The organism is Methylobacterium nonmethylotrophicum, from assembly GCF_004745635.1.
Taxonomy (GTDB): Bacteria; Pseudomonadota; Alphaproteobacteria; order Rhizobiales; family Beijerinckiaceae; genus Methylobacterium; species Methylobacterium nonmethylotrophicum.
In genome coordinates this window covers 79,960-98,068 of the sequence record NZ_SRLB01000016.1, presented here as the reverse complement: position 1 = coordinate 98,068, position 18,109 = coordinate 79,960, and the positions used below count along the sequence as shown (strand labels likewise).

Here is an 18,109-nt window from a genome sequence, read left to right as displayed (position 1 = left end):
CGATGAGAGAGCCGATCGCGTTCCTGGGCACCCTCGACGCGCAGGAGGAGGCCGACTTCCTCGCCGCCCTCGCGCAGGCCCTGCCCGAGGAGACCATCCGGCCGTTCCGGACCCTGGGGGAGGCGGAGCGTCAGGCGACCCGCATCGCGATCGTGGCCAATCCCGATCCGGCCGAGGTGGCGCTGCTGCCGAACCTCGCCTGGATCCAGAGCCTGTGGGCCGGGGTCGAGCGCCTGGTGCGCGACCTCGGGACGGGGGCGGTGCCGATCGTCCGCCTGGTCGATCCCGAACTCGCCCGCACCATGGCGGAGGCGGTGCTGGCCTGGACCTACTACCTGCAGCGCGACATGCCGGCCTACCGGCGCCAGCAGGAGGCCGGGATCTGGCGCCAGCTCGCCTACCGCCCGCCGGCCGAGATCCGGGTGGGGCTCCTCGGCCTCGGGGTGCTGGGCAGCGCGGCGGCGGAGCGGCTGGTGCAGGCGGGCTTCCCGGTCGCGGCCTGGAGCCGCTCGGTCAAGGCGCTGCCGCCGGGTGTGACGGGATTCACCGGCCCGGAGGGCCTGCCGGCGCTGCTCGCGACGAGCGACATCGTCGTCTGCCTGCTGCCGCTCACCGCGGCCACCCGCGGCCTCCTCGACGCCGCGCGGCTCGCCGCCCTGAAGCCGGGCGCCGGCCTGATCAATTTCGGCCGCGGGCCGATCGTGGCGACCGACGCGCTCCTGGCCGCCCTGGATGCCGGGCACCTCTCCCACGCGGTGCTGGACGTGTTCGACGCCGAGCCGCTGCCGCCGGATTCCCCCCTGTGGCGCCATCCCGGCGTGACCGTGCTGCCGCACATCTCCGGCCCGACCACCCCGGCCAGCGCGGCAGCCGTCGTCGCCGGCAACGTGCGGGCCTATCGCGAGACTGGCCGGATCCCGGCCGCGGTGGACGTGGCGCGGGGCTATTGAGGGCGGGATCCCGGCCGGCGAACGCCCTGAGCGCCAAGCAGAATTGCATGGTACGGTACACGACGCGGCCAGTCATTCGGCAGTGACGGGCCTCCGACCCTCAAACCTCATCCCGAGGTGCCGCCGCTTGCTGCAGCCTCGAAGGTGGGCTCCGAGAATCGCACAGACTTCTGGAGGCCTCCTTCGAGGCCGTCGATCAGAGATCGCAGGCGATCTTCGATCGCGCGCGATCTCTGATCGCCGTCACCTCAGGATGAGGTCGCGGGCAGGAGGGGCTGACGCTGCCTCAAACCCCCATTGTCGCGTACCGTGCGGCCTGCCGACGCAAGTCTGCTTCGTCACGACGCGGCCACCCTGATCGCCCCCTCCGCCACCTGCACCAGGTCCGCCCGCCCGCCCAGCTCGCCGAACAGCACGGGATCGGCCCCGGTCATCCAGACCTGGCCCGGCAGGGCTTCGAGCGCGTCGAACAGACCGGCGCGGCGGCGGGGGTCGAGATGGGCCGCGACCTCGTCGAGGAGGACGAGGGGCGCGAGCCCGCTCATCCCGGTGACGAGGCGGGCATGCGCGAGCACAAGGCCGATCAGCAGCGCCTTCTGCTCGCCGGTCGAGGCGGTGGCGGCGGGCACGTCCTTGGGGCCGTGGCGCACCACGAGGTCGGAGGCCTGCGGGCCGGCGAGCGTCCGGCCGGAGGCGCGGTCGCGATACCGGTTCTGGCGCAGGGTGGCGCGGAAGCGGTCCTCGGCGTCGACCGCGGGCCAGACCGCCACGAGGTCGTCGATGTCGCCCTCGAGCCGCACCCCGGCCCAGGGGAAGGGCGAGGCCTCGTCGCGGGTCGACAGGATCAGGCTGTCGAGGCGCTCCACCGTCTCGCGGCGGGCGAGCGCCACCGCGACCGCGAGCTCCGCCACCTCGCGCTCGACGGCGTCGAGCCACGGGCCGTCGTCGGGCCGCTCCTCCAGCAGGCGGTTGCGCGAGCGCAGCGCCCGCTCCATCGCGCTCACCCGGGCGCCGTGGCCGGCATCGACGGCGAGCACCAGACGGTCGAGGAAGCGGCGCCGGTCGCCGGCGGGGCCCCGAAACAGCGCGTCGAGGTCGGGGGTGAGCCAGACCACCCGCAGCTGCTCGGCGAAGGCGGTCGGGGAGGGGGCGGTGGCGCCGTCGATGCGGCAGAGCCGGCCCCCGCGTTCGTCGCGGCTCCGCGGCGGCTCCCAGGCGGTGCCGATGCGGTGGTCGCCGTTGGGGCCTTCCAGGGTCAGGGACACCGCGAAGCCGCCGGCCCCGCCCTCGCGCGCCATGACCGGGAAGTCGGCCCGGCGCAGGCCCCGGCCGGGGGCGAACAGCGACAGGGCCTCCAGGATGTTGGTCTTGCCGGCCCCGTTCTCCCCGACCAGGGCGACGAAGCGGCGGCCGACCGCGAGGTCGAGATCGGCGTGGTTGCGGAAGTCGCGGGCGATCAGCCGGGTGACGCGCAAGGGGTCGGGCTCGGTCATCTCCGGGCCATATCACAGGTCGGGGCGCAGGCCGGCGATGTCATGGGCGTGACCGGCCGCGGTGCGGTGTCCCGCAGCGCGCGCAGGCGCAGCCTGTCTGGCGCGGCTTCGCCTCCCGAGCCGGATCACTCGCGTGCGACGTCGTCACCGCGGCGGCGAGCGGGAGTCCCTGACGATGTCGCCCGGACAGGCTGGCTTCTATGAATCGAACGGGTTTCCGTCATCCCGGGGCCGCGCGGCGGAACCCGGGATCCATGACCGCCGACGCGTCGAGATGAGGCGGAACGCGTGCCGCCATGTCCTGCCCATGGCGGTTTGTGGCCGCCTCGCCACGGGTGCTCGCTTTTTCGGCGCGTTGGTCTTAAGGAAGTCAGAATCGTGGCGCTGCGGCCACTGTCCAGTCTTTCTTGGTTCGCCCCAATCCCGGCGAGCCAGACTGGTCGAGGACTCGCGGCGCCCGAGATCTGCCGGGCCTCACGGTCCGCCAGGCCAGGACCGGTTCCAGTCGGGTGGCGTTCAGCACGGACGGTGTGTCCTGCCGGCGACGCCCGCGCCCCAGGGAATGCCCATGCCGACCATCGCCCTCGTCGATGACGACCGCAACATCCTCACCTCGGTGTCGATCGCCCTGGAGACCGAGGGGTACAGGATCCAGACCTACACCGACGGTGCCTCCGCCCTCGACGGCCTGAAGCATTCGCCGCCCGACCTCGCGATCTTCGACATCAAGATGCCGCGCATGGACGGGATGGAGCTGCTGCGCCGCCTGCGCCAGAAATCCGACCTGCCGGTGATCTTCCTGACCTCGAAGGACGAGGAGATCGACGAATTGTTCGGCCTCAAGATGGGCGCCGACGACTTCATCCGGAAGCCGTTCTCGCAGCGCCTGCTGGTCGAGCGGGTGAAGGCGGTCTTGCGCCGCTTCGCCGCCAAGGAGGCCGGGCCCGGCGCCTCGGCCCGGGAGGCGGAGGCCGCCGCCGCCCGCTCGCTCGAGCGCGGCCAGCTGATGATGGACCCGGAGCGCCACACCTGCACCTGGAAGGGCGAGCCGGTGACGCTCACCGTGACCGAGTTCCTGATCCTGCAGGCGCTCGCCCAGCGCCCCGGCGTCGTGAAGAGCCGCAACGCCCTGATGGACGCGGCCTACGACGACCAGGTCTACGTCGACGACCGCACCATCGACAGCCACATCAAGCGCCTGCGCAAGAAGTTCAAGGTGACCGACAACAGCTTCGACATGATCGAAACGCTGTACGGCGTCGGCTACCGCTTCAAGGAAATGTAAGAGACTTGCTGGCGTGAGCGATGGATCGGCCCTGAGCGCCGTGCGCCGCCTGCTTGGCGGCGGAAGCCGCTTCTTTGGCGGCAGAAGCCGCTTCCTCGGCGGCGCGACCCTGAAACCGGCGAGCGAGATCGACCCGGACGCGGAGGCCGCGCGCGAGCCGTTCGGGCCGCGGGCGGTCCGGCGCTGGATCGCGCAGCGCTTCGCCTCGAGCCTGACCCGGCGCATCGTGGTCCTGAACCTCGCCGGGCTGATCGCGCTGCTCCTCGGATTCCTCTACCTCAACCAGTTCCGCCAGGGCCTGATCGAGGCCCGGGTGCAGAGCCTGCTGACGCAGGGCGACATCATCGCGGGCGCGATCGCGTCCTCGGCGACCGTCGACACCGACGCGATCACCATCGACCCCGACCGCCTGCTCCAACTCCAGGCCGGCGAGGGCGGGGCCTTCGGCGACGAGACGCCGTCCGGCCTCGAATTCTCCCTCAACCCGGAGCGGGTCGCCCCGCTCCTGCGCCGCCTGATCACGCCGACCGGCACCCGGGCCCGGGTCTACGACCGCGACGGCACGATGCTGATCGACTCGCGCGGCCTCTACATCCGGGGCGACCTCAGCCGCGACCCGCCGCCGCTGCGCAAGGAGCGCCCGAGCCTGATCGAGCAGGCCTGGAACGCGGTGCGGGCGCATGTGCCGGGCCTCGGCCGCGCACCGTCCTCCGACGATCCGGGCCCGGCGGACGGCCGCACCCTGCCGGAGGTGCAGCGGGCGCTCGCCGGTGCCCGCGGGACGCTGGTGCGCCGCAACAGCCCGGGCGAGACCATCGTGTCGGTGGCGGTGCCGATTCAGCGCGGCCGCACGGTTCGGGGCGCCCTGCTGCTCTCGACCCAGGAAGGCGACATCGACAAGATCATCGCGGCGGAGCGCTTCTCCCTCCTGCAGGTCTTCATCATCGCGGCGCTCGTGATGGTGGTGCTGTCGATGCTGGTCGCCGGCCAGATCGTCGGCCCGGTCGGGCGGCTGGCGGAGGCCGCGGAGCGCGTGCGCACCGGCATCAAGGCGCGCCAGGAGATCCCCGACTTCACGCGGCGCACCGACGAGATCGGCCACCTCTCGGGGGCGCTCCGGGACATGACCCAGGCGCTCTACCGCCGCCTCGACGCGATCGAGAACTTCGCGGCGGATGTCTCGCACGAACTGAAGAACCCGCTCACGTCGCTGCGCAGCGCCGTCGAGACCCTGCCGCTGGCCAAGACCGACGAGTCCCGCGGCCGGCTGATGCAGATCATCCAGCACGACGTGAAGCGCCTCGACCGGCTGATCAGCGACATCGCCGACGCCTCGCGCCTCGACGCCGAGCTCGCCCGCGCCGAGGCCGGCCGGGTCGACCTCAGGAAGCTGATCACCACCGTGGTGTCGGTCGCCAACGAGCGCCGGCGCCGCGGCGACGCCGTGATCGACCTCGCGGTCGAGCCGGCGCCCTCGGGCGCCGAGGACCCGTTCGCGATCCTCGGCCACGACAGCCGGCTCGGCCAGGTGGTCAACAACCTCCTGGACAATGCCCGCTCGTTCTCGCCGAAAGGCGCCAGCGTCCGGGTGGCTCTGCGGCGCCGGCGCAACGCCGTCGAGCTCACGGTGGAGGATGACGGCCCGGGCATCCCGGCCCACGCCCTGGAGCGGATCTTCGAGCGCTTCTACACCGACCGGCCGGAGCAGGGGTTCGGCCAGAATTCGGGCCTCGGCCTCTCGATCTCGCGCCAGATCGTCCAGGCGCATCGCGGCACCATCCGGGCCGAGAACCGCCTCGGGCCCCTCGACGAGGAGGGCGAGCCGACAGTGCTCGGCGCCCGCTTCATCGTCCGCATCCCGGCCCAGAGCCGCTAGGGCGGTGGGGGCCGTGCATGCCAGCTGCGTGGTCCTGGGGGAGGACGGGATCCTGATTCGTGGCGCGGCGGGGAGCGGCAAATCGACCCTGGTGCGTGAACTCCTCGACCTCGGCGCTATGTCGGGCGCCTTCGCCGGCCTCGTGGGGGACGACCGCGTCGTCCTGACGCAGCGTCATGGCCGCCTGGTCGCCGCTCCGCATCCGGCCGTCGCGGGGCTCCTCGAAATCCGGGGCTTGGGCCTGCAAGCCGTTGACGCGGCGGTGCCTTCGGCGGTGGTGCGCCTCGTCGTCGACCTCGCGGAGGCGGCGCCGCGGCTGCCGTCGGAGGGGCAGGAGACGATTTTCCTCCAGGGTGCGGCGCTCCCGAGGGTGATCCTGTCGCCGGATCCGGGCCGGGCCAGCACGGTGTTGTGGCGTTGGCGCCGCCTCCGTGTCATGATGATGACCGGATGATGCGGATTTCGCCGCATTGCTCTTGCGCTCGCCTTTGCGCTGCACAAAATGGCGGCTCGGCTCCAACGGGGCGTCGGAACTCGTGTCGATGATTGGAATGGTGCTCGTCACCCACGGCCTGCTCGCGACGGAATTCAAGGCCGCGCTGGAGCACGTCGTGGGGCCGCAGGATCAGCTCGAGACGATCACCATCGGCCCCGAGGACGACATGGAGGTCCGTCGCAAGGACATCATGTCGGCGGTGTCCCGGGTGAATTCCGGGGAGGGGGTCGTCGTGCTGACCGACATGTTCGGCGGCACGCCCTCGAACCTCGCGCTCTCCTGCATGAATGGCGGCTCGGTCGAGGTGGTGGCCGGCATCAACCTGCCGATGCTGATCAAGCTCGCCAGCGTGCGCGACGAGGAATCGTTGGGCGAGGCGGTGCTCCACGCCCAGGAAGCCGGCCGCAAGTACATCAACGTCGCCTCGCGCGTGCTGGCCGGCAAATAGGCCGCCGGATCCCCCTCGCCTTCGCGGCCGCCCGCTCTAGCTTTCTGCCGCGGCCCGATTACCGTATCGGGCCGTGACTCCCGATGCGCGCGAGAGCCGGACGACGGGCGGACAGCCGGTCCTAACCGGTTCCGGGCAGGTACCACCGCCGATGATGCCCTTTGCCGACACAGACGACGAGGACGGCGAGCTTCCGCCGGTTCCGGAGGGCGCCTGCGCCCGCGACCTGCCGATCATCAACCGGCGCGGCCTGCACGCCAGGGCCTCGGCCAAGTTCGTGCAGACGGTGGAGAAGTTCGGCTCGGAGGTCACGGTGAGCCGCGGCGGCGAGACGGTCGGCGGGCGCTCGATCATGGGCCTGCTCACCCTCGGGGCCGCCCAGGGCACCAGCATCCGGGTCACCGCCCTCGGGCCCGACCAGGATGCCTGCATGGCGGCGATCGCCGCCCTCCTCGCCAACCGGTTCGGCGAGGACGAGTAGCGGCGTCGTCCCGCGCCGCGGGACGTCCCTCCGAATCAGGCCCGCAAGATCAGGCCCGCAGGCGCAGCAGCCGGCGCAGGCGCGTGGGCGCGCGCGGCGTCCGGGTGACGGCCTCGGCCTCCACCGTCACCACCGCCTCGACGCGCCCGGCGGAGGTCGGCGCCGCCGGTTCCCCGGCGAGGCGCAGGCCAGCCTGGCGCCAGATCGTGTCGTGGCGCCCGGTCGCGAGGTGGATCGCGGCCGCCACCACCTCGCCGTCCCGGCGCACCAGGTCGACGCAGGCCTGCCGGCGATGGGCGAAGCGCCGCGTCACCACCCGGAAGGCCGTCGCCGCCGCCGGGTCGCCGAGCAGGCTCCCGGGGCCGCGCCGGGCGTCGAGGATCAGGAAGTGCTCCACGGCGTCGCGCAGCCGGACCGGATCGCGCACCCGCTCGAGCGAGGTCCGGCCCGCCGGCAGCGGCGGGGGCACCGGCGCCGGTGGCCCGGCGGGACCCTGCGCCCCGATGGCGAGGCGCCGCCCGGTGCTGCCCGCGACCTCGCCGAGGGCCACCGCCAGCGGCGCGTCCGGCCTCAGATCCGGCCAGTGCAGGTCGACGAGCCTCAGGCGCGACTGGCGCAGGTGGTCGAGGGCGGTCCGCAGCACCGCAACGGCGTGGCCGGCATCGACCGCCGCCTCGGCGGTGCCGGCGAGCGGCAGGCGCCACACCTGCGCTTGCCCTGCCAGGCCCTGGCGCGCCGGCAGGCGCAGCGGCAGCACGCCGCGCAGGGTCGGGGCGCGCAGGCCGTCCTGCCAGACGAGGAGCAGCGCCAGGGTCTGGCCGTCCGCCAGGTGCTGCGCCATCGTGAGGGTGAAGTCGGGATCGGCGTAGACGCTCGGCTCGACCGCGCGGGCCATCAGGCTGCGCCAGGCCTCGACCTCCGGCTCGCGCAGGGAGGAGGGATGGCGCAGCTCGGCCCGCAGGGACATGGCGGCCGCCAGGCCGCCCTGGATCAGCGTGAAGGGAGTGCTCATCGCGCCTCGTTCCGGATCGTCCGTCCCGAAACGGGACGGATGCGCGGCCCCAGCGGCCGCGCCGATCCGGACGGTCCAAGACCCGTGCCGGCCGAGATCTGCCCCGGTGCGAGGCTGGCTCAGCTCCCCGGGATCGCCAGCGGGTTGGCGGTCAGCGCCGCGGCGTCCGGCGCGTCGAGCACCGGCCGGCCAAGAAAAACGTCCCAGAGCCGGCGCACGAAGGCCGGGTCGAGGTCGCGCACGATCAGCACCAGCCGCGAGCGGGTGTCGCCGTCCGGCCAGGCCGGCAGGATGGCCGGGGTGTGCACGACGTGCTGGACGCCGTGCACCACCACCGGCCGGCCCGGATCGTCGGCGAGCGCCACCAGCCCCTTCAGGCGCAGGAGCTTCGGGCCGTGGGCGGAGCGCAGCAGGTCGAGGAACATCTCGAAGGCCGCCCGCGGCACCGGCGCCTCGCTCACCAGGTGGAAGGCCCGGATCGCCGCATCGTGCCGGTTGACGTCGTGGTGATGGTGCCCGTGATGATGGTGATCGTGCTGCGCCGCCTCCGCCCCGAGCCAGGCCCGCACGTCAGCGACCTTGCCGTCCGGGTCGAACAGCCCGGCCAGCAGGTCGGCCGCCGGAGCGTCCGGGCCCAGCACCGGCGCCCCCGGGTTGATCTGCCGGAGGCGCGCTCGCAACTGCTCGGACCGGTCCCCGGCGAGGTCGGCCTTCGTCACCACCAGCCGGTCCGCCACCGCGACCTGGCGCAGGGCCTCCGGATGGGTGTCGAGGGTGCCGGCCCCGTTGACCGCGTCCACGACCGTGACCACGCCCTGCAGCGCGTACCGCATCGCCACGTAGGGATGATAGAGCAGCGCGTGCAGGATCGGCGCCGGATCGGCGAGGCCGGTGGTCTCGATCACCACCCGGCGGAACGGCTGGATCCGCCCGTTGTCGCGCTTGCGCAGCAGGTCCTCGAGGGTCGCGATCAGGTCGCCCCGCACGGTGCAGCACAGGCAGCCGGCGCCGAGCAGGATCATGCCCTCGTCCACCGTCTCGATCAGCAGGTGATCGAGCCCGACCTCGCCGAACTCGTTGACGATCACCACCGTGTCGGCGAGTTCCGGCGCGCGAAGCAGCCGGTTGAGCAGCGTGGTCTTGCCGGCCCCGAGGAAGCCGGTGAGGATCGTGAGCGGGATCGGCGCGGGGCGGCCGGGGATGTCGGTCATGGGGTGTGGTCCCGTCGGGCGATGAGCGCGAACTGCGCATCCGCCCGCGGAACGTCAATCCCGGTGCGCCGCTTCCATCGTCAGGGGCACCCGCGCCAGCACACCGCCGTCGAGCACGAGGTCGTCGGTGGCCCAGAGCAGCCAGAGCGCGTCGATGGTGAGCCGCAGGATCGGCCGGTCCCACCAGCGGTCGATCATCGCCGCGAGACCCGCGGCCTCCGCCGGATCGAGATCGTCGGTGAGAGCGTGCAGGCCGACGACGTAGAGCCCCGTCTCCGGCCGGCCCATGATCCGCTGGATCGCCGCCAGCACGTCCGCGCCGTCGCGGGCCTCCGGATAGACCCGCAGGTAGAGCCGGCCGACATTGACATTGCCCGAGAACAGGCCGCGCAGCTCGACCGCGACCGGGCCGAGGGCGGCGAGCCCCGCCTGCTGCTCGGGCGTGAGGGTCGGCACCGCATCGGGCCCGATCGCCAGGGAGCCGCACAGGGTGGCGTGCAGGCGCTCGCCGCGGCGGGCGGCGACGTCCCAGGCGATCTTGCGCGCGAAGGGCGCCTCCCGCAGGTCGCGCTCCAGCGCGGCATAGGCCGGCGCCGCGGCCAGCGCCGCTTGCGGGATCGGCAGCACCAGCGACACGACCCGGGGATGGCGCCCGCGCTCGTAGAAGCGCCCCTCCCGCCACGGGATCACGCCCGGGTGGTCGGGCGAGACCAGGGGCAGGTGCGCGAGGCGATAGGCCTCATCGAGGAGAAGACCCTGCCCCGGCACGAAGCGGGTGCGGCTGTGACGATACGCGAGGATGTCGTCCGGGCAGAGGACCGGCGCCGCGGCGTCGGCCACCGGCTCAGTCGTCCTTCTTGCGCGCCGTCGCCTTGGCGGCGGTTTTCTGGGCCGGCTTCGCCTCGGCCTTCGGGGCGGGCTTGGCCGTCTTGACGTCCTTGGTTCCGTCCCTGGCCGCCTTCGCGGCGGGCTTCGCCGCCTTGTGGCCCTTCGACTCGGCGATCACCGCGGTGGCGGGGCCGGTGGAGGCGAAGGCGGAAGCGGAGGCCGGAGCCGCGGGCTTCTGGCGGGCGAGGAGCTTGGGCTGCGGCACGGTGGCCCCGGTCGCCGCGATCGCGCGGCTCGGCGCGGGCTTCTGCGGCTTGGCCACCCTCACCCGGGCGGGCTTGACCGGGGCGGCCTCGTCGGCCGCCGCGATGGCGCTCTCGGCGGGGTCGCGGCCGGTCCAGACCAGCACCGGCTGCAGCGGCGCGCGGGGCGGCAGGGCGCGGTTGCGCAGGGCCGCGCTGTTCATGGTGGCGAAGGCCAGGGCCGATGAGGGCGGCGCGCCGGCGGCCATCAGCTGCGCGTTGGCGTTGTCGGCATTGGCGCCGGCGGCGGCCGCGCTTGCGGTGAGCGCCGAGGAGTCGGAATCGGTCGGCATCGGCCGCCGCTTGTCGCAGATATAGGGCCGCATGTCGGGCGGCGTCGCGTTGGCCGAGGCCGGCATGTCGTTGAGCGTCTGGCCGCCCCAGCCGAAGGTGGACTGGCCGAAGCCGTAATCGAACAGGTCGGCGGCCTTCAGGTCGCGCTCGCGGGCGCTCGGCTGGCCCATCACCACCGTGATGATGCGCCGGCCGTTGCGGTTGGCGCTCGCCACCACGTTGAACCCGCCCGAGCAGATGAAGCCGGTCTTCATCCCGTCGACGCCGGCGTAGCGGCCGAGCAGGCCGTTGTGGTTCGGCATCACGGCCCGGCCGAACTGGATCGCCGAGATCGAGAAGAGGTCGCGGTTCTCGGGAAAGTCGCGCAGCAGCGCCCGGCCGAGGATCGCCATGTCGCGGGCCGAGGTCCATTGCCGCGGATCGGGCAGGCCGTTGGGGTTGGTCCAGCGGCTGTCGCGCATGCCGAGGCGCTGCGCGGTGTCGTTCATCAGGCCGGCGAAGCCGTCGATCGAGCCGCCGAGATTCTCGCCGATCGCCCAGGCGACGTCGTTGGCCGACTTCACCATGATGATCTTGAGGGCGTTGTCGAGGGTGAGCTGGGTGCCGGGCTTGAAGCCCATCTTGGAGGGCGGCTCGGCCGCCGCGGCCTCCGAGATGGTGAGCAGCTGGTCCATCGAGGCGCGGCCCTGGCGCACCATGTCGAGGGCGACGTAGGTCGTCATCAGCTTGGTGATCGAGGCCGGGTACCACGGGTCGGTGGCGCCCTGGCTGTAGATCACCTTGCCGGAATCGACGTCGACGACCAGCATCGGCGCGGTCACCGCCCCCGCCGTCCCGGCGGCCAGAACAGCGCCGAAGCCGAGAAGGCGTCCTGCGAGGCGCGGCAGCAGCGCACGTGTGAGCATTCGGATGGATTCCCGTCGTGCCGGTGGCGCCCCGCGGCGCCTCCCGCGACCGTCCGGCCCCGGTTGATCGGGGCGTCCGGTCGCGCCGCCCCCGGCACCGCACGGCGGACCGACCGTGATTGTAGGGCAACGGCGACGCTTTTGACAGCATCGCGCGACGTCCCCATGAACGCACCATCCGTGGCGGGAGCATGGCAGGCGGCACTCCCCGGTCCGTCCCCAGGCCCGTCCACAGGCGCGCAACGGCCCTGCGCCCGGTGCGCTTGCGGATGCGATCCCCATCTGACACGGCGGGACGACCGTCCGGAACGACAGGGAGCAACGCGCGCGACGCCGAGAGGCGGCGTCCGGCGACCGACATCATGAGCTACGCCGTCAAGGAGATCTTCCACACCCTCCAGGGCGAGGGCGCCCAGGCCGGACGCGCCTCGGTGTTCTGCCGATTCGCCGGCTGCAACCTGTGGAGCGGGCGCGAGGCCGACCGGGCGGAGGCCGTGTGCCGCTTCTGCGACACCGATTTCGTCGGCACCGACGGCACGGGCGGCGGGCGCTTTCCCGACGCCGAGGCCCTGGCCGACGCGATCGAGCGGTGCTGGGGCGGGGCCCGCGGGCGGCGCTACGTGGTGTTCACCGGCGGCGAGCCGCTCCTTCAGCTCGACGCGGCGCTCCTGTCCGCCGTGCGGGCGCGCGGCTTCGAATGCGCCGTCGAGACCAACGGCACGCAAGATGCGCCGGCGGGGATCGACTGGGTCTGCGTCAGCCCCAAGGCCGGCGCGCCGTTGCGCCTCACCCGCGGCGACGAGCTGAAGCTCGTCTATCCCCAGGCCGGCCTCGACCCGGACGCGCTGGCCGAGCTCGACTTCCGCCACCTCTGGCTCCAGCCGATGGACGGCCCCGACCGGATCGCCAACACGCAGGCCGCCGTGGCCCATTGCCTGCGCGACGCCCGCTGGCGCCTGAGCCTGCAGACCCACAAGCTGATCGGGATCCCCTGAGGGTTCGCCCGCCGGACCATCGATGCTATGGGGCTGCCCACGGAAACCCCACACCCGACCCCAGATGAAGATCACCCAGGCCTTCACGTTCGAGGCGGCGCACCGGCTGCCGAACGTGCCTCCGACCCATCGCTGCCACCGCATGCACGGCCATTCCTACCGCGTGGAGCTGACCCTCGACGGGCCGGTCGACCCGCAGACCGGCTGGGTCGTCGATTTCTTCGACGTCGAATCCGCCTTCGCGCCGGTGCTCGACCGCCTCGACCATTACTGCCTCAACGAGGTGCCGGGCCTCGAGAACCCGACCGCCGAGCACATCGCGGTCTGGATCTGGGAGAAGACCCGGCCGGCGCTGCCGCTGCTGGCCTCCGTCAAGGTGTTCGAGACGCCGATGTCGTGGGCGGAATATACCGGAACATGAGCGCCGGGCGGGCGGAGCATTCCGGCGCATGACGGCCGACGAGGCCGCGCACCGGCGTCGCCTCGCGGCGATCGTCCGGGCCGACCCGGACCTGATGCGGCTGCTCGACGCCGCCCGCTCCCTCGCCCTGCCGCAATGGCGCCTCGTCGCCGGCTGCCTCTACCAGACGGTCTGGAACGCGTTGACCGGCCGTCCCCGCCGGCACGGCATCCGCGACTACGACCTGATCTACTTCGACAGCGACACATCCTGGGAGGCCGAGGACGCGGTCCTGCGCCGGGCCGCCCCCGCGCTCGCCGCCTGCATCGGCCCGGTCGAGATCCGCAACCAGGCCCGGGTCCATTTCTGGTTCGAGGCCCGCTTCGGCAGCCCCTATCCGCCCGTGGCCAGCGCCGACGCGGCGCTCGCCCGCTACGCGGCCGTCGTGCACGCCGTCGGCGTGCGGCTCGAGCCCGACGACACCCTCACCATCGCCGCGCCCTTCGGCCTCTCCGACCTGTTCGGGCTGGTGGTGCGAGCAAACCCGGTGCTCGCCAACCGGCCCGCCTACGAGGCCAAGGCCGCGCGGATGCGGGCGCTCTGGCCCGAATTGACGGTGCTGCCCTGGCCCGAAGCGCCGGCGGACGCTGTCAAGTGCGCGGACGACACGGCGGCGGTTTCCACCGGCCTGTCCCCGGGGCCCTCCCCGCTCTCGACAAGCCGTTGAGCCCGCACGGCTCTTTCGTAGGCCGCACGCGCGCTTCAACGAAACGGTCACGATTCCAGCGTCTTGCCGCCGGACAGGCTGTGGACCGGGCGTGGGTGGGCGAACCGTGTAACGATCGGTTCACCCTGCCGGCGATCGTTCCTGTTGCGAAGCGTCCCCCGGACGGCCTAGTTTTTCTCCTGTGCCCGCCCTTCGCGCGGGTCTCGCCCCGCTCTCGATCGACCGGATCCGCCTCCGGGCGCCGCAACGCCCGGACGAACCCGCGCGACGCGCCAACCCACGGCGTCGCCACGCGGAATTCAGGGCCCGGGCCCTTTAAGAGAAACGAGACCAGTTGTTGATAGACCGGGGCGAAGCGCGGGAAAAAGGCCCGGGGGAGTTGACTTCCCGACCTTCGACCCGGGTGCCCGGCCTCCGTCCGAGGCCGCGGCGAGAAAGCGTATCGGCGTACGGGCCGGGAGCGGGCAGCCGCAACCGGGCCGAGAAGGGACCAGTCATGCGTGTGGACGGCAGCTTGGCGGAAGGAGTCGGCTCCGGCCGGGGCGGCAACGGTGACGACGGCCGCAGCAGCGGCGAGATCGCCGGAGCCTGGCAGCGGGTGAAGCGCCGCCTGCGGGCGGAGCTCGGCGAGGACGTGTTCGCGAGCTGGTTCGCCCGGCTCGAATTGCAGGACGTCTCGGGCGGCGTCGCCCGCCTCACCGTCCCGACCCGGTTCCTGAAGAGCTGGATCGAATCGCACTACCTCGACAGGGTGCTCGCCACCTTCCGCAGCGAGGCCGACGGGATCGAGAGCCTGGAAGTCGGTGTGCGCGGCGCGATGGCGCCGGCCCGGCCCGGACCCGCTTCGGTGGTGAAGCCAGCCCCGCGCCCCGCCGCGTCCCCCGGCCCGGCGGTCGACATCCCCGAGCCGGAGCGCGCCGCCCGCGGCAGCGCCCCCGAGGGCGAGCTCGGCGGTGCCCCCCTCGATGCGCGCCTGACCTTCGAGAGCTTCGTGGTCGGCCGCTCGAACGCGCTGGCGCACGCCGCCGCCGAGCGGGTCGCCCGTCACGACGGCGGTCCGGCCCTCTACAACCCGCTCTACTTCCACGCCGGCGTGGGCTTGGGCAAGACGCACCTCCTCCACGGTATCGGCCACGCCGTGAAGAATGCCGGCCGGCGGGTGATCTACCTCACCGCCGACCGGTTCATGTACGGCTTCGTCAATGCGCTGAAGACCCAGAGCGCGCTCGCCTTCAAGGAGAAGCTCCGGGCGATCGATGTCCTGATCCTCGACGACGTGCAGTTCATCCAGGGCCGTTCGATCCAGGCCGAGTTCGGCCACACCCTCAATGCCCTCATCGATGCCGGGCGCCAGGTGGTGGTGGCGGCCGACCGGCCGCCGACCGAGCTCGAAGCCCTCGACGAACGGGTGCGCTCGCGCCTCGCCGGCGGCCTGGTGGTCGAGATCGGCACCCTCGACGAGGCGCTGCGGGCCTCGATCCTGCAATCGCGCCTCGAAGCCGTGCGGGCGACGCACCCGACCTTCGAGGTGGGTCCCGCGGTCGCCGAGTACGTCGCGAAGGCCATCACCGCCAACGGCCGCGACCTCGAAGGTGCCGTCAACCGGCTGCTCGCCCACGCCACCCTCACCGGCGCGCCCGTCACCCTCGACACCGCCGAGACGGCGATCCGCGACCTCGTCAAGAACCGGGAGCCGAAGCGGGTCAAGATCGAGGACATCCAGAAGCTGGTGGCGAGCCGCTACAACGTCTCGCGCTCCGACATCCTGTCCGAGCGCCGCACCGCCGCGGTGGTCAAGCCGCGCCAGATCGCGATGTACCTGTCGAAGGTGCTCACCCTGCGCTCGCTGCCGGAGATCGGCCGGCGCTTCGGCGGACGCGACCACACCACGGTGCTGCACGCGGTGCGCAAGATCGAGAAGGCGATCGGCGAGGACACGGCGCTCTGCGACGAGGTCGAGCTGCTCAAGCGGATGCTCCAGGACTGAGACGACGGGGTTCGGCCGGTGAGCGGGCCGAGCCCCTTCGGCTTGCCTTCGGGGAGCGCCTTCGCCAAAGTTCCGCTCCCGTGCACCGCACGGGGCCACGGTTGCTTTTGCCGGCCTCAGCGGAGGCCGGTCGTTTGAGACACGGATCACCCTGATGAAAGTCACCGTCGAGCGCGCGGCCCTTCTTCGGTCGCTCGGCCACGTGCACCGCGTCGTCGAGCGGCGCAACACGATCCCGATCCTGTCGAACGTGCTGCTGCGCTCCGGGCCGGACGGCCTCCAGCTGAAGGCCACCGACCTCGACATCGAGGTGACCGAGACGATCCCGGCGGACGTGGTCGACGGCGGCGCCATCACGGTGCCGGCCCACGTCATCTACGACATCGTGCGCAAGCTGCCCGACGGCGCCCAGGTCTCCCTCGAGACCAGCGGCGAGACCGGCCAGATGCTGATCCGCTCCGGCCGCTCGCGCTTCACCCTCGGCGCCCTGCCGGAGGCCGACTTCCCGGATCTCGCCGCCGGCGAGCTGCCGCACCGCTTCGAACTGCCGGCCGCCGACCTCAAGCGGCTGATCGACAAGACCCAGTTCGCGATCTCGACCGAGGAGACGCGCTACTACCTCAACGGCATCTTCTTCCACACCATCGACGCGGAGGGCTCGCTCAAGCTGCGGGCGGTCGCCACCGACGGCCACCGCCTCGCCCGCGTCCAGATGGAGGCGCCGGAGGGCAGCGGCGGCATGCCGGGCATCATCGTGCCGCGCAAGGCCGTGGCGGAGATCCAGAAGCTCGTCGAGGATGGCGGCGAGACCGTCGGCGTCGAGATCTCGTCCGCCAAGGTGCGGTTCAGCTTCTCGTCGGGCGTCACACTGATCTCGAAGCTCATCGACGGCACCTTCCCGGACTACCAGCGCGTCATCCCGACCGGCAACGACAAGCGCCTGACGGTCGAGCGCGACCAGTTCGCCAAGGCTGTCGACCGCGTCTCGACGATCTCCTCCGAGCGCGGCCGGGCGGTGAAGCTCGCGATGACCGACGGCCGCCTCTCGCTCTCGGTCAACAACCCGGATTCGGGCTCGGCGACGGAGGAGCTCGACGTCGACTACGAGGCGAGCGCCCTCGATATCGGCTTCAACGCCCGCTACCTCCTCGACATCACCGCCCAGCTCGACGGCGACACCGCGCTCTTCCGCCTCGCCGACCCGGGCTCGCCGACGGTGATCCAGGACCGCGAGGGGGCGCCGGCGCTCTACGTGCTGATGCCGATGCGGGTGTGAGGGCGGGATGGCGCGCGGCGAGGGCGGCGCGCCATCAGACGCAGCCCATCTCGGAAGAGACGATCCCGTCGCCGACACTCCGTGTCGTCCCGGGGCCCGCCGAAGGCGAGAACCCGGGATCCCCCGCCGCTCGTCGGTGCCCGGGTTGGGGGGCGCGGCGCCGCGCGGTCTGGACGGGCCGCCGCACCGGCGCCAGGGTGCGGCGACGACCGGCACGAGGGGAGGGGCGAGCATGGCGGAGGGAGACAGGAAGCAGGCCGCGCCCTTGCCGGCCGCCGAGGCCCCGTTCGACGCGATCGGCCTCGCCAAGGCGCTCCTGCGCAAGACCCGCTCCGGCGCCCTCGCGACCCTGGAGCGCGGGGGCGGGGCGCCCTTCGCGTCCCTCGTCACCGTGGCGACCGACGTCGACGGAACGCCGCTCCTGCTGCTCTCGCGGCTCTCGGCTCACACCCTCAACCTCGAGGCCGATGCCCGCTGCTCCCTGCTGCTCAGCCCGGGCGGCAAGGGCGATCCCCTCGCCCATCCGCGCCTGACCGTGACGGGCACGGCGGAGCGCAGCGACGAGCCGCGGGTCCGGGCCCGCTTCCTGGCCCGCCACCCCAAGGCGGCGCTCTACGCCGATTTCCCCGACTTCGCGTTCTTCCGCCTGCTGCCCCAGGCCGGGCACCTCAACGGCGGCTTCGCGCGGGCCGCCACGCTGAACGCGGCCGAACTCCTCACCGATCTCTCCGGGCTCGAGGCGCTGGCGGAGTCCGAGCCCGGCGCCGTCGCCCACATGAACGAGGACCATGCCGACGCCGTCGCGCTCTACGCCACGCAGCTTGCCGGCGAGGAGCCCGGGCCGTGGCGGCTGACCGGGTTCGACCCGGAGGGGCTCGACCTCGCGGCCGGCGAGCGCACAGCCCGGGTCACGTTCCCGGAGCGGCTGGCCAGTCCCGCCGCGTTGCGCCCGACCCTCGTGGCGATGGCCGCCGCGGCCCGGTCCGCCCCGGGCTCCTGACGCCGGGTCCTGACACAAAGTCGGCCTTGTCACGGCCGCGCCAAACGAATTCGATTGAACCGTGAAGTTTCGCCACCTACTAAAGCAGCCCGTCGAGGTCGACTTGATCGGCCTCGGCCCGGGGGCGCTCGACCTGCTAGGAC

The 18,109-nt window shown here is 72.6% G+C and carries 17 protein-coding genes; 12 read left to right on the top strand and 5 right to left on the bottom strand.

Features of this window, described 5'->3' with window-relative positions:
* Positions 1-2: 2 nt before the first annotated feature.
* Positions 3-950: a 2-hydroxyacid dehydrogenase gene (locus EU555_RS21565; RefSeq protein WP_135417289.1), complete on the top strand. Its 948-nt coding sequence runs from the start codon at positions 3-5 to the stop codon at positions 948-950.
* Positions 951-1,288: 338 nt separating this feature from the next.
* Here the strand turns inward: EU555_RS21565 and recF are convergent, their stop codons facing one another.
* Entirely contained in the window at positions 1,289-2,443 is a 1,155-nt protein-coding gene (recF, locus tag EU555_RS21560; protein ID WP_135417288.1) for a DNA replication/repair protein RecF, read from the bottom strand.
* Positions 2,444-3,011: 568 nt separating this feature from the next.
* On the opposite strand from recF, the gene EU555_RS21555 reads away from it, so the two are divergent.
* The 5 genes from EU555_RS21555 to EU555_RS21535 all read left to right on the top strand — a co-directional run bounded on the left by EU555_RS21555 (position 3,012) and on the right by EU555_RS21535 (position 7,029).
* Entirely contained in the window at positions 3,012-3,728 is a 717-nt protein-coding gene (locus EU555_RS21555) for a response regulator transcription factor (protein ID WP_048430384.1), read from the top strand.
* A gap of 127 nt (positions 3,729-3,855) precedes the next feature.
* Positions 3,856-5,604, top strand: coding sequence for a sensor histidine kinase (locus tag EU555_RS21550; protein WP_245524427.1), 1,749 nt, complete (start codon positions 3,856-3,858; stop codon positions 5,602-5,604).
* A gap of 4 nt (positions 5,605-5,608) precedes the next feature.
* Positions 5,609-6,058, top strand: coding sequence for an HPr kinase/phosphatase C-terminal domain-containing protein (locus tag EU555_RS21545; protein WP_167858628.1), 450 nt, complete (start codon positions 5,609-5,611; stop codon positions 6,056-6,058).
* A gap of 88 nt (positions 6,059-6,146) precedes the next feature.
* Positions 6,147-6,548, top strand: a complete 402-nt coding sequence (locus tag EU555_RS21540) for a PTS sugar transporter subunit IIA (protein WP_135417351.1) — start codon at positions 6,147-6,149, stop codon at positions 6,546-6,548.
* Positions 6,549-6,702: 154 nt separating this feature from the next.
* Entirely contained in the window at positions 6,703-7,029 is a 327-nt protein-coding gene (locus tag EU555_RS21535) for an HPr family phosphocarrier protein (protein ID WP_135417350.1), read from the top strand.
* A 49-nt stretch (positions 7,030-7,078) separates the two neighbouring features.
* Here EU555_RS21535 and EU555_RS21530 read toward each other — a convergent pair whose 3' ends face one another.
* From EU555_RS21530 to EU555_RS21515, 4 genes are all read right to left on the bottom strand, one after another.
* Positions 7,079-8,041, bottom strand: coding sequence for a GNAT family N-acetyltransferase (locus tag EU555_RS21530; RefSeq protein WP_135417287.1), 963 nt, complete (start codon positions 8,039-8,041; stop codon positions 7,079-7,081).
* 119 nt (positions 8,042-8,160) lie between these two features.
* Positions 8,161-9,252, bottom strand: a complete 1,092-nt coding sequence (locus EU555_RS21525; protein WP_135417286.1) for a CobW family GTP-binding protein — start codon at positions 9,250-9,252, stop codon at positions 8,161-8,163.
* Between the two features lie 54 nt (positions 9,253-9,306).
* The gene (locus EU555_RS21520; RefSeq protein ID WP_135417285.1) at positions 9,307-10,092 is read right to left on the bottom strand and encodes a hypothetical protein; all 786 of its coding nucleotides are present in this window, start codon (positions 10,090-10,092) and stop codon (positions 9,307-9,309) included.
* 4 nt (positions 10,093-10,096) lie between these two features.
* Positions 10,097-11,581 carry a D-alanyl-D-alanine carboxypeptidase family protein gene (locus EU555_RS21515; RefSeq protein WP_205820975.1) on the bottom strand — a complete coding sequence of 495 codons (1,485 nt, stop codon included), beginning with the start codon at positions 11,579-11,581 and terminating at the stop codon, positions 10,097-10,099.
* A 362-nt stretch (positions 11,582-11,943) separates the two neighbouring features.
* On the opposite strand from EU555_RS21515, the gene queE reads away from it, so the two are divergent.
* The 6 genes from queE to EU555_RS21485 all read left to right on the top strand — a co-directional run bounded on the left by queE (position 11,944) and on the right by EU555_RS21485 (position 17,966).
* Complete coding sequence (gene queE / locus EU555_RS21510) at positions 11,944-12,576, top strand: 7-carboxy-7-deazaguanine synthase (RefSeq protein WP_135417284.1); 633 nt, start codon at positions 11,944-11,946, stop codon at positions 12,574-12,576.
* 64 nt (positions 12,577-12,640) lie between these two features.
* Positions 12,641-12,997, top strand: a complete 357-nt coding sequence (queD, locus tag EU555_RS21505; RefSeq protein WP_135417283.1) for a 6-carboxytetrahydropterin synthase QueD — start codon at positions 12,641-12,643, stop codon at positions 12,995-12,997.
* A 28-nt stretch (positions 12,998-13,025) separates the two neighbouring features.
* Entirely contained in the window at positions 13,026-13,703 is a 678-nt protein-coding gene (locus tag EU555_RS21500) for a nucleotidyltransferase family protein (RefSeq protein WP_135417282.1), read from the top strand.
* Between the two features lie 496 nt (positions 13,704-14,199).
* Positions 14,200-15,690: a chromosomal replication initiator protein DnaA gene (dnaA, locus tag EU555_RS21495; RefSeq protein ID WP_135417281.1), complete on the top strand. Its 1,491-nt coding sequence runs from the start codon at positions 14,200-14,202 to the stop codon at positions 15,688-15,690.
* Between the two features lie 154 nt (positions 15,691-15,844).
* Positions 15,845-16,966 carry a DNA polymerase III subunit beta gene (gene dnaN, locus EU555_RS21490; RefSeq protein WP_135417280.1) on the top strand — a complete coding sequence of 374 codons (1,122 nt, stop codon included), beginning with the start codon at positions 15,845-15,847 and terminating at the stop codon, positions 16,964-16,966.
* Between the two features lie 232 nt (positions 16,967-17,198).
* Positions 17,199-17,966 carry a HugZ family pyridoxamine 5'-phosphate oxidase gene (locus tag EU555_RS21485; RefSeq protein ID WP_135417279.1) on the top strand — a complete coding sequence of 256 codons (768 nt, stop codon included), beginning with the start codon at positions 17,199-17,201 and terminating at the stop codon, positions 17,964-17,966.
* The last annotated feature ends 143 nt before the right edge of the window (positions 17,967-18,109 follow it).

What these genes read in the sequence shown, in the direction of transcription:
- EU555_RS21565 (WP_135417289.1), top strand. Translation starts at nt 3, where the DNA reads ATGAGAGAGCCGATCGCGTTCCTGGGCACCCTCGACGCGCAGGAGGAG.
- recF (WP_135417288.1), bottom strand. Translation starts at nt 2,443, where the DNA reads ATGACCGAGCCCGACCCCTTGCGCGTCACCCGGCTGATCGCCCGCGAC.
- EU555_RS21555 (WP_048430384.1), top strand. Translation starts at nt 3,012, where the DNA reads ATGCCGACCATCGCCCTCGTCGATGACGACCGCAACATCCTCACCTCG.
- EU555_RS21540 (WP_135417351.1), top strand. Translation starts at nt 6,147, where the DNA reads ATGATTGGAATGGTGCTCGTCACCCACGGCCTGCTCGCGACGGAATTC.
- EU555_RS21535 (WP_135417350.1), top strand. Translation starts at nt 6,703, where the DNA reads ATGCCCTTTGCCGACACAGACGACGAGGACGGCGAGCTTCCGCCGGTT.
- EU555_RS21530 (WP_135417287.1), bottom strand. Translation starts at nt 8,041, where the DNA reads ATGAGCACTCCCTTCACGCTGATCCAGGGCGGCCTGGCGGCCGCCATG.
- EU555_RS21525 (WP_135417286.1), bottom strand. Translation starts at nt 9,252, where the DNA reads ATGACCGACATCCCCGGCCGCCCCGCGCCGATCCCGCTCACGATCCTC.
- EU555_RS21515 (WP_205820975.1), bottom strand. Translation starts at nt 11,581, where the DNA reads ATGCTCACACGTGCGCTGCTGCCGCGCCTCGCAGGACGCCTTCTCGGC.
- queE (WP_135417284.1), top strand. Translation starts at nt 11,944, where the DNA reads ATGAGCTACGCCGTCAAGGAGATCTTCCACACCCTCCAGGGCGAGGGC.
- queD (WP_135417283.1), top strand. Translation starts at nt 12,641, where the DNA reads ATGAAGATCACCCAGGCCTTCACGTTCGAGGCGGCGCACCGGCTGCCG.
- EU555_RS21500 (WP_135417282.1), top strand. Translation starts at nt 13,026, where the DNA reads ATGACGGCCGACGAGGCCGCGCACCGGCGTCGCCTCGCGGCGATCGTC.
- dnaA (WP_135417281.1), top strand. Translation starts at nt 14,200, where the DNA reads ATGCGTGTGGACGGCAGCTTGGCGGAAGGAGTCGGCTCCGGCCGGGGC.
- dnaN (WP_135417280.1), top strand. Translation starts at nt 15,845, where the DNA reads ATGAAAGTCACCGTCGAGCGCGCGGCCCTTCTTCGGTCGCTCGGCCAC.
- EU555_RS21485 (WP_135417279.1), top strand. Translation starts at nt 17,199, where the DNA reads ATGGCGGAGGGAGACAGGAAGCAGGCCGCGCCCTTGCCGGCCGCCGAG.